We start from the raw sequence: 10,075 nt of genomic DNA on the forward strand, positions 1-10,075 counted from the left end.
TTACTCCTCTGCCCCAGCAGTTGAATGCGAGCCCGTGTCAGAACCTTCAACCGCGGCCACTTCTTTCTTCTCGTGCTTGACCGGCTTGCCTGGCTTCATACCTTCGTACTTGTCGACGATTTTCTGAAACAGGTCCGGCTCGTACGTGGAGTACAGGGCGACAGGGTTGTTCTGGCTTGGTTTGGTCAGGGCGTCGTATTCAGCTTGATCAAGCTGTTTAGGTGCGGCCTTGACTTCGGCGACCCAGGCGTTGAAATCTTCCTGGCTTGTCGAAATCGCTTTGAATTTCATGCCGGTGAAGCCAGCGCCGCTGTAGTTAGCGGAGATGCCTTCCATGACAGCTTTTTCGTTGGCGATCAGGTGCAGGCGAGTCTGCATGCCTGCCATCGCGTAGATCTGACCGCCCAGGGCTGGGATGAAGAACGAGTTCATCACGGCGTCGGAGGTGATCCGGAAGTTAAGCGGGGTGTTCTCCGGGAACTGGATCTCGTTGACGGTGGCGATACCCAGGTCCGGGTAGATGAACAGCCACTTCCAGTCCAGCGCGACCACTTCGATGTTGATCGGCTTGACGTCGGAGACCAGCGGACGGTACGGGTCCAGCTCGTGGGTCGACTTATAGGTGATGTAACCCAGGGCGATGATGATGAGGACCGGAACCAGCCACACCGCGATTTCGATCTTGGTGGAGTGCGACCACTTCGGCGCGTAGGTCGCGCTGGTGTTCGACGCGCGGTATTTCCAGGCGAAGGCGAAGGTCATGATGATCACAGGGACCACGACCAGCAGCATCAGCAGGGTAGCGGTGATGATCAGGTTTCGTTGATCCAGACCGATCTGTCCTTTTGGGTCCATCAAGGTCCACTTGCAGCCTCCCAGCATTAACAGCATGCCAATCAGCGGCAAAAAGCCTAGTAATCGGGGGTACCTGTTTTTACTCATCTCACGACCTCTAAAGCAGCTTGCGCAATGCAGTTGGGTTTTGATCGCCAACACTTCACCCTGCCAAGGGTTGGCATTTCTCTTCGATTGAATAAGAGCCTGCCCATCACGCCATAACGGCGCGTTTCACGGACCTGCGGTGAGTTCTTATTCGATTTCGTGGTTAAAGGCCTTGTTACAGACCAATTCCATTTGGTGCGGATAGTTGAAAGGCTGCCGGAACCTTGGGGTCGCACAGAGCCGTCCATCTGCCCCTCGACCGCTCCAGTGCTCAAATATTGAACAGCACCGGACATTCAGTGCGGGCGATTGTAGTTAGCTAGCGATGTATAAACCATGTCTTATAAAGAAATAATTTTTATCGATTCCAGCAACAATCCTTCACCAAAACCGCAAAGGTTCCCGATCTTATCGTGTTCGATTCTCAACAAAAACCACAAAAATTGCCGTGTTATTGCTAGATCTGTCACAGCCCTTACGTCCTGTAAGGGCATGCAAAACGCAGCAAAGTCCCCATAAAACAAGGCATTCGGACATCACGCAAAGGCTCGGACGGCGTGAGGTACGCGGCCCCGTCCAGACCACGAACTGACAGCACAAATTGCGCGTTTTAGGCAAATTTAATGGGGCAATCCGCGAGTGGGAAACGTCCTGCGGCAGCTTCCGTGTGACAACATGTCGCACGCTGCGCGCACCCGTAATTGTCCGGCGTCACGCTCCCTTCACAAAACCCTACAAACAAAAACGCCCCGGCCTTCCCTCAGGAAGACCGGGGCGTTTTGCCCGATGGGTTCAGGCCTGGCGTTGGCGGTTACGGTAAATGCCCAGGGGCACCAGGATCACGGTCAGCACGAACGCCACCAGCGCCCATTGCGCCAGGGACAGGCCCAGCACCGGCGGATACGGCGTGCTGCAGAAACCATCGACCTGGAAGCCCAGGGGGAACACCTTGGCCAGCGGCAGGTCGTCGACGATGGGTTGCAGCACATCGATGCCGCAACTGACTTGTGGGAAGAACTGGGTGTACACGTGATGGCCGGCTGCCGCCACGCCGCCGAGGGCGCTGAGTACCACCAGGCCTTCGAACAGGGTGATCGCCCCTTTCCGGCGCATGGCCGCGCCGATGAAGGCGAAGATCGCGATCAGCAGCAGCGCGTAGCGTTGCAGGATGCACAGCGGGCACGGTGCCTCGCCCAGCACCACCTGCATATACAGTGCACCGCCGATCAGCGCCAGGCAGATGATGCCCAGCAACACCAGAAAGCGCCGCTCCCTGCCTAAACGCAATTCGTCACTCATCTCAGTTTCCCTATGTCTGGTCGTGCCAATGGCCGCAAGTTTACACACAGAGAGAGGTTTAAACAGAAGGGGGTTAACAGGAGATTAATCTGGAGAAATGCAGATGCAAATGTGGGAGCGGGCTTGCTCGCGAAAGCGGCGTGTCAGCCAATACACAGGTGACTGATCCACCGCCTTCGCGAGCAAGCCCGCTCCCACATTTTGCACAGTGTGGTCCTTCAGGCCTTATTCCAAGGCCGACGCCGGACCAAAGAACTCATACCGGCTTTGCTTCTCCGGCACACCCAACGCCTTCAGGTGGCGCTTGATCGCACCCATGAAGCCTTTAGGCCCAAGGAAGTACGCATCGATGTCGCGCTGTTCAGGCAACCACGCCGCCAATTGTTCCTGGCTCAACAGCCCAACCTTATCCGCCGCCGGGCTCACGCCATCATCCTCGGCGTAGCAATAAAAGCGCTGCAGCTGCGGATGCTTGGCCGCCAGGGCATCCACCCAATCGCGGAACGCATGTACCCCGCCATTACGCGCACAGTGGATAAAGTGCACCGGCCGCCCGCTCGCCAGCGCCGCTTCAAGCATCGGCAGGGTTGGGGTGATGCCCACTCCGCCACTAATCAACACCAGCGGTTTGTCGCCAGCGGCCAAGGTGAACTCCCCCGACGGCGGGAACAGGTCGATGGTCGCGCCGACCGGCACTTGGTCGTGCAGGTAGTTGGACACCCGCCCACCCGCCTCGCGCTTGACGCTGATGCGGTAGTGCCCGGCATCGCTCAAGGCCGACAGGGAATAGTTGCGGCGCACTTCCTCGCCGTCCAGCACCAGCTTCATGCCGATGTACTGACCCGGCGCCGCCGCCAGGATCGGGCCGTTGTCCACCGGCGCAAAGTAGAAGGAAATGATCTCGGCACTCTCTTCCACGCGCTTGACCAGCGTGAACGCCCGCGCACCGCGCCAGCCGCCGGGGGCCTGGGCTTTCTCGTCGTAGATGGCTGTTTCGGCACCGATCAGGATATCCGCCAGCTGGCCATAGGCCGCGCCCCAGGCACTCATCACCTCAGGGGTGGCAATCTCGCTGCCGAGCACTTCGGAGATGGCGCGCAGCAGGCACGCGCCGACGATCGGGTAATGCTCCGGCAGGATCTGCAAGGCCACGTGCTTGTTGATGATCTTCGCCACCAAATCGCCCAACTGATCCAGCTGATCGATATGCCGCGCATACATCAGCACGCCATTGGCCAAGGCGCGAGGCTGGTCGCCGCTGGCCTGGTGGGCCTGGTTGAACAGCGGGCGCACTTCGGGGTACTCGGACAGCATCATGCGGTAGAAATGGGTGATAAGCGCTTCACCGCCGCTTTCCAGCAGAGGCACAGTGGATTTGACGATGGCACGGTCTTGGGCACTAAGCATGGCAGACTCCTGGGTCTTTTTACTGATTGCCTTTACCTAGTCAGTATTCGTGCCAACTTATAAATCCTTATATTTCAATGACTTGAATAATATGTAGTCAGTATGACTTCCTACGCTATATAGTCATAAGGACTACAAGGAGTCATTATGACTGCGCAATCCCTGCTCACCACCCTGCTGCCCCTGGTCGCCGACCTGTCCCGCGAACTGCCCGAAGGTGAGCGCTACCGCCGCTTGTTGCAAGCCATGCGCGCCCTGCTGCCCTGCGATGCCGCCGCGTTGTTGCGCCTGGACGGCGAATGGCTGGTGCCGCTGGCGGTGGACGGTTTGAGCCCCGACACCCTTGGCCGGCGTTTCAAGGTCAGCGAGCACCCGCGTTTCGAGGTGCTGTTGAGCAGCCCCGGGCCGACGCGCTTTGACAGCGACAGTGAATTGCCCGACCCCTACGACGGCCTGGTCGCCGGCCTGCATGGGCAGTTGGAAGTGCACGACTGCATGGGCTGCCCGCTGTTTGTCGACGACCAGCCCTGGGGCCTGCTGACCCTCGACGCCCTCGACACCGAGCGCTTCGAACGGGTCGAACTGGACGCCCTGCAAGCCTTCGCCAGCCTTGCCGCCGCCACCGTCAACGTCGCCGAACGCATCGAGCGCCTGACCCTGCGCGCCGAAATCTACCGCGAGGCCAGCGGCCAGCAACACAAGGAAATGATCGGCCAGAGCAAACCCCACAAGCGCCTGGTGGAAGAGATCAAGCTGGTGGGCGGCAGTGACCTCACCGTGCTAATCACCGGCGAAACCGGCGTGGGCAAGGAGTTGGTCGCCCAGGCGATCCACGCCGCTTCGCCGCGTGCGGACAAACCGCTGATTAGCCTCAACTGCGCGGCCCTGCCGGAAACCCTGGTGGAAAGCGAGCTGTTCGGCCATGTGCGCGGTGCGTTCACCGGTGCGCTGAGCGAGCGCCGCGGCAAGTTTGAGCTGGCCAATGGCGGCACGCTGTTCCTCGATGAGGTGGGTGAGCTGTCCCTGACCGTGCAGGCCAAGCTGCTGCGCGTCCTGCAAAGCGGCCAGTTGCAACGCCTGGGTTCGGACCAGGAGCATCACGTCGACGTGCGCCTGATCGCCGCCACCAACCGCGACCTCGCCGAAGAAGTGCGCAATGGCCGCTACCGCGCCGACTTCTACCACCGCCTCAGCGTGTACCCGCTGCGAGTGCCGGCCCTGCGCGAACGCGGGCGGGATGTGTTGCTGCTGGCCGGTTTCTTCCTCGAACAGAACCGCTCACGCATGGGCCTGGGCAGCCTGCGCCTGACCAGCGACGCGCAGGCGGCGCTGCTGGCCTATAACTGGCCGGGCAATGTGCGCGAGTTGGAGCACTTGATCGGCCGCAGCGCGCTGAAAGCCCTGGGCAACTGCCGCGAGCGGCCGAAGATTCTCAGCCTCAGCGCCCAGGACCTGGACTTGCCCGATGTCACCGCGCCCGCCATCGAAGCCCGGGTTGACGAGATCCCCGTGGTCGCCGGCGACCTGCGCCAGGCCACCGAGCACTTTCAACGCCAGATCATCAGCGCCTGCCTGGAGCGCCATCAGCACAACTGGGCCAGTGCCGCCCGCGAACTCGGCCTCGACCGCGCCAACCTCGGCCGCATGGCCAAGCGCCTTGGTCTCAAATAGGCCGGTCAACTCGGTCAAATGTGGGAGCTGGCTTGTGTGGGAGCGGGCTTGCTCGCGAATACGTTGTATCAGTGACAGATATATTGACTGACACACCGCTTTCGCGAGCAAGCCCGCTCCCACATTAGATGTGTTTTGCCTTGAGGATTGGGTTCGCCGGCAAGGTCGCCTTTGGCTTTCTGAACACCAACACATTCCCCAACATCACCAGCACCAACCCCACCAACGCCGGCCCGGTCCATTGATAGCCCTCGGCAAACGCCGACACATTCAGCGCCACCACCGGGAACAGCACCGTGCAATACGCCGCACGCTCCGGCCCCATGCGCCCGACCAGGGTCAGGTACGCGGTAAACCCGATCACCGAACCCGGGATCACCAGATACCACAACGCGCCGATATACCGCGCGCTCCAGTCCATCTCGAAGGGAATCCCGCGCACTGCGCAATAGGTGGCCAACATCGCCGCACCATAAGCCATGCCCCAGGCATTGGTGGTCAGCGGCTTGAGCCCGGCTTTCTGTTGCAGGCTCGACAACATATTGCCCGCCGAGAAACACAGGGTCCCCAGCAACGCCAGGCCCAAACCGAGCAAGGTCTGCGGGCTGGCGGTGTGTCCGACCAGTTCCGGCCAGAACAAAAAGCCCAAACCGGCCAGACCCAGGCCGCCGCCCATCAACACGTTGCGCGCCACCCGCTGGCCGAAAAACACCCGGGCGTTCAGCGCGTTCCACAAGGTCGCCGTGGAAAACACCACCGCCACCAAGCCGCTGGGAATCCACTGGCTGGCGGTCAAAAAGCACATGAAGTTCACGCAAAACAGGCACAAGCCCTGGGCCAGGCAGATCAAGTGCCCGCGCCGGTTCATCACCTGCAACTTGCGGCTGAGCAGCAACAGCGCAAACAGCACCAGCGCGGCGAGGCCGAAGCGATAGACGATGGACACCGGGATCGCCACCACGCCCAGCTGCCATTTGAGGGCAATCCAGGTGGTGCCCCAGATCAGCACGGTGAGTAAATACAGGGAAAGGTTCATAGCGGGCTCCATCGATTGAGCCTCAGTGTCGCCCCCAACCCGGGCAAGCCTCTTGCAGATTCTTGCGCTTTTGTCGGCCAGCGGGATCACAGCGCCAGCGCCGCGGAGTAGGATGCAAGGCGTCAACGAGTGCTCACCATGCCCGAACTGGAATCCCTGCAAGTCTTCCAAGCCCTTAACCGCTCGCCCAACGCACGCCTCGAAGCCTGCGCCGAGCTCGGTGACGGTTTGTCTGCGGCCTTGTGGAGCAACCATCACGATGCCCAGGATTACCAGGCGCCGAGCCATCACACCTTGTCCTGCTACATCGGCGGCGGCACCGGCACGTTTCGTCGCGACCAGCCCGGCACCAAGGGCGGCCCCGACAAGCTGTGCATCCTGCCGGCCGAGCACCAGTCGGCCTGGGTAATCAATGGCGAGATCCGCCTGGCCCACGTGTATTTCAGCCCGGAGCAGTTCGCCCTCGGTTGCGTCACCTTGCTCGACCGCGAACCGCGCGCGCTGCAACTGCGCGAAAGCACCTTCCTGGAGGACGCCAGCCAAGCCCGGCGCTTCCACCAGTTGATCGCCCTCAACTGGCACGAACCCGCCGAACGCCTGCTGACCAGCAGCCTGGCCCATGAAATGCTCAGCCACACCCTGCTCAGCCAGGTCGGCGCGCGCGACGGGCTACGGTTGAAAGGCGGGTTGGCGGCGTACCAGCGGCGGTTGTTGGTGGAGTACATCGACCAGCACCTGGAAGACCCCATCAGCCTCGGCCAATTGGCCGGGTTGTGTGCGCTGTCGGAATACCATTTTGCGCGGATGTTCCGCCAAAGCTTCGGCCTGCCGCCCCATCAATACCTGCTGGCGCGCCGCTTGACCCGCGCCCAGGCGCTACTGCGCGGCGGCGCCCTGCCCCTCGGCGAGATCGCCTTGATCTGCGGTTTTTCCAGCGCCAGCCACTTCACCAGCCGCTTCCGCCAAGCCATGGGCGCCACGCCCGGCGAATACCGCCAAGCGTTCTGCGCCTAAACCATCAGGCCCAGCGTCTTCGCCTTGGCCACCGCTTGTGTGCGCCGCTCCACGCCGAGTTTGCTGTGGATGCGCCGCGCGTGGGTCTTGACCGTGTGCAGGGAGATAAACAGGCGGTCGGCAATTTCAAGGTTGGAGCTGCCTTGGGCGATCAATTGCAGCACTTCCAGTTCGCGCTGGCTCAGGGGGTTTTCTGCCGTGCCGGCGGGTGACACTTGCGCTTCAAGCCCCACGTCGCTCAACAACCCCGGCGAGCGCAAACGCAACTCGCGAATCGCCTGCTGCACCTGGCAACGTGCCGCCAGTTCCAAGCCGGCCTGCAACGAACGCCGCGCCTGGGCTGAGTCGCCGAGTTGCCAAGCCACCTCGCCCAGCACCAGGTGCAGCTCGGTTTCCAGGCACAACATGCCACGTTGTTGAACAGTCGCCAGCAAGGCGCTCAAGCGCTGCAACGGTTGTTCGGCACAGCCCAGTTTCACCTCGGCCAGCACCAGCAAGTATTCCAGGCGCGGTATCAACTCCAACGTCGCCGGCGGCGCCTGCTTGGCCTGCGGCCCACGGAAGTGACGCAACACCCGGCGCACTGCCTCCACCGTCAACTCGGCACGACCCTGCTGCAACCAGAAGTGCCCACTGACCAACAGCAGCACCGCGCGATACACCGACTCCGGCACCAGCCGCTGCTGCATCAGGCGCTCGGCGTAGCGCAGTTGGACAAAGGCCTGGGCATAATCGCCCCGGTTGGCCGCCAACAGCGCCAGGCCGAGAAAACCGTAGAGCACCCGCTTGTCCTGGCTGTGCAGGCACATCGGCAAGCCGGCGTCGAAACACTCGGCGGCGAGCACGTCCTGCCCTTGGCGCAACGCCAGGTGCCCACGGCGCAAGGCGATCCGCCCCACCAGCGGCCCGGCCTTGAGGCGCTGCTTGAGCAACATCGCCTGCACCCCTTCCAGCAGGCTTTGCGCGCGGTAAGGTGCGCCGCGCTGCTCCAGCAACTGGGCGTGGTCCAACTCGAGCAACGCCTCCAGCACCAACGAACCATGGGCGCGGGCCAGGCACAGCGCCTCGCGGCTCAAGGCCTGGGCCACGTCCAACTCGCCGCGCAGCAAGGCCTGCTGGGTCAGCCCCGACAGGCACATCAGGCGCGATGTCCAGGCGCTGTCGGGCAACGCTTGCAGGGCTTCGAGAAAATGCTCGCGCGCGCCATCGGCATCGCCACGCAGGTGCAGCAACCAGCCCCACTGCGCCTGCCAGCGCCCCAGCAGATAGGCCTGTTGCGCCGCTGTCGGTTGCGGCGCAAAACGCGCCAACTGATCGATGCACAGCGCCGCCTGGTCGAAGCGCCCGGCAAACAGCAACGCCGCCGTGACCAAACCGACCAATTGCGCCGAACCGAGCATCAATTCATCGCCATGTTGCTCATGCAGGCGCAACAGCAGCACGGCGTTTTGCTGGCGAAACAGGTCCTCGAAACTGAAGTGTTGCAACAGGCTCACCGCCACCTCGTACTCCTCGGCCAGCAACGCTTGTTCGAATGCTGCTTGCCAGTCCTGTTCGGCGGTGAACCACTGGCACGCCCGCCGGTGCCAGGAGCGTTTGGCTGGCCAGGGTTCATCGCGCAACAAGTGCGCCAGGGGCGGGAACACTTGCAGCCAGTCGGCGGCGTCTTCCCACGGTTGGATGTAGGCGCCGAGGGCCTGCAAGTCGTGCAGGTACTGGTCGCCGTCACCAAAGCCGAACAGGTGCTCGCACAAGCCGGCGTTGAAACGCGGCAGATGGGCGAGCACGCGCCACGCCTCGGCGAGCTCGGCGGGTAAGGTGCTGAACAGTTCGTGTTGCAGGTAGTCGAGCAGGGTCTTGTCCGGGTGCCCGTCGCCGAGCAAGGCGATGCGCACACCGGCGCACCACCCGGCGCTGAACTGCATGACGCTGTCCACGCTGTGTCCGGGGCAGAGCAGCGGCTGGATTTCCGCAGCATTGAAGGCTAATTCGGTGCTGCTGCACTCCAGCAATTCATCGTCGAGCAGCAAACGCGGCCAGTTGCAGATCGGCCGGCGACGGGCGCCGAGCCACCAGCTCAACGCCGGGCTGCTGGCCGTGAGCAGGCGGTCGAGCAACGCGTCCAGCTCGGGCGCGGGCAGGCGGCTGAAATCATCGAGGAACAACCACGCCGGGGCCTGCCAACGAGCGAGGTCGAGCAGCAGCGTGGCTTCATCGGTAAAGGGCAGGCCCAGATTCAGGGCCAGGCGCTGGCATAGTTCCAGCGGGCTGAGGGTGATGCCATTGAGCGGCAGCCAATACACCTGGCAACCGTTGGGCGCCTGCAAGGCGCACTCGGCCAGCAACGCGCTCTTGCCGCTGCCGCCGGGGGCGCAGAGCAATTTGACCCGGGCCTGCGCCGCCAACAACGGCGCGGCCAGGCGCGGGCGCAGCAGATGGTGGGCGGACAGCCGGGGCATGAATCCAGGACGGTCCAGGCAGCGTGTCATGGCGGTCATTGCTGCATCCTGCTTTTTTATTGTTATGCAACCTGATGCGTACCCTAGTCCTGTGGCTAAGGGTTGTTGAAGAAGTATTCAGCGGGGTGATTGATGGCCATAAAACTGAAGGTGTACACAAACTAGTGTGGGAGCGGGCTTGTGTGGGAGCGGGCTTGCTCGCGAAGGCGGTGGATCAGTCATACATATGCTGACTGACACTCCGCTT

Annotated in this window: 7 protein-coding genes; 2 read left to right on the forward strand and 5 right to left on the reverse strand. The window is 62.3% G+C overall.

Translation table 11 applies throughout. The features are described 5' to 3' along the window. The 3 genes from cyoA to hmpA form a co-directional block, all read right to left on the reverse strand. Complete coding sequence (cyoA, locus tag NUV89_RS12380) at positions 1-942, reverse strand: ubiquinol oxidase subunit II (RefSeq protein ID WP_026136523.1); 942 nt, start codon at positions 940-942, stop codon at positions 1-3. A 792-nt stretch (positions 943-1,734) separates the two neighbouring features. Further along, positions 1,735-2,241, reverse strand: coding sequence for a disulfide bond formation protein B (locus NUV89_RS12385; RefSeq protein WP_124526437.1), 507 nt, complete (start codon positions 2,239-2,241; stop codon positions 1,735-1,737). Between the two features lie 225 nt (positions 2,242-2,466). Next, the gene (gene hmpA, locus NUV89_RS12390) at positions 2,467-3,648 is read right to left on the reverse strand and encodes an NO-inducible flavohemoprotein (RefSeq protein WP_257781542.1); all 1,182 of its coding nucleotides are present in this window, start codon (positions 3,646-3,648) and stop codon (positions 2,467-2,469) included. A gap of 147 nt (positions 3,649-3,795) precedes the next feature. Between hmpA and norR the strand changes: the two genes are divergently transcribed. Continuing rightward, positions 3,796-5,319 carry a nitric oxide reductase transcriptional regulator NorR gene (norR, locus tag NUV89_RS12395; RefSeq protein WP_257781543.1) on the forward strand — a complete coding sequence of 508 codons (1,524 nt, stop codon included), beginning with the start codon at positions 3,796-3,798 and terminating at the stop codon, positions 5,317-5,319. A 124-nt stretch (positions 5,320-5,443) separates the two neighbouring features. On the opposite strand, the gene NUV89_RS12400 is transcribed toward norR, so the two are convergent. After that, entirely contained in the window at positions 5,444-6,355 is a 912-nt protein-coding gene (locus NUV89_RS12400; protein WP_257781544.1) for a DMT family transporter, read from the reverse strand. A gap of 138 nt (positions 6,356-6,493) precedes the next feature. Here NUV89_RS12400 and NUV89_RS12405 point away from each other — a divergent pair, with 138 nt between their 5' ends. Further along, complete coding sequence (locus NUV89_RS12405) at positions 6,494-7,369, forward strand: helix-turn-helix domain-containing protein (protein ID WP_257781545.1); 876 nt, start codon at positions 6,494-6,496, stop codon at positions 7,367-7,369. On the opposite strand, the gene NUV89_RS12410 is transcribed toward NUV89_RS12405, so the two are convergent. After that, positions 7,366-9,867 (reverse strand): LuxR C-terminal-related transcriptional regulator, encoded by a 2,502-nt coding sequence (locus tag NUV89_RS12410; RefSeq protein ID WP_257781546.1) that lies wholly within the window; start codon positions 9,865-9,867, stop codon positions 7,366-7,368. The two genes, NUV89_RS12405 and NUV89_RS12410, sit on opposite strands and share 4 nt — an antisense overlap. Between the last annotated feature and the right edge of the window lie 208 nt (positions 9,868-10,075).

This window comes from Pseudomonas sp. 18.1.10, assembly GCF_024655625.1.
Taxonomy (GTDB): Bacteria; Pseudomonadota; Gammaproteobacteria; order Pseudomonadales; family Pseudomonadaceae; genus Aquipseudomonas.